At 68.2% G+C, this 522-nt stretch carries 1 pseudogene; it reads left to right on the top strand.

The window, feature by feature from the left end:
• A pseudogene (locus ACY45C_RS21155) lies at positions 1-522 on the top strand (methyltransferase domain-containing protein); the annotation flags it as partial.

The raw sequence follows: 522 nt of genomic DNA, 5'->3' as shown, positions 1-522 counted from the left end.
GGGCCGGGCGGGCGGATCGTGCTGCCGTTCACGAGCGAGTTCGGTGGGGCGCTGCTGTCATTGACCGTTGCGGACGGCACCGCCTCGGGCCATTTTCATGATGAGGCGGGTTTCATGCGGCTGCGCGGCCAGCGGGCCGACAAACCCGTCTGGTGGCTCGGCGAGGACGACGCCGATGTCAGAACAACCTGCCGGTATCTGGATGAGCCCTTCGGGGACGCCGCGGCCGGATTCGCGGTCGGCCTGTGGCTGCCCGGCTGCACCACCGGGCAGATCGAGGAAGGCGGCCCAGCGAAAACACTTCTGCTGTCCCACGCGGCGTCACAGTCGTGGGCGTCACTGACCGCCGGGTCAGACGGGCAGTCGGACGGGCACGAGGTCACCCAGTATGGGCCACGACGGTTGTGGGACGAACTCGAAATGGCCTACGACTGGTGGGTGAACGCAGGACGGCCGTCCTGCACCCGCTTCGGGCTCACCGTCACCCCCGACGGTCAGACATCCTGGCTGGACTACCCGGAG

The organism is Frankia sp. CcWB2 (genome assembly GCF_977927585.1).
Note: the sequence above shows the minus strand (reverse complement) of the source record. Positions and strands in the feature narration are given on the sequence as shown.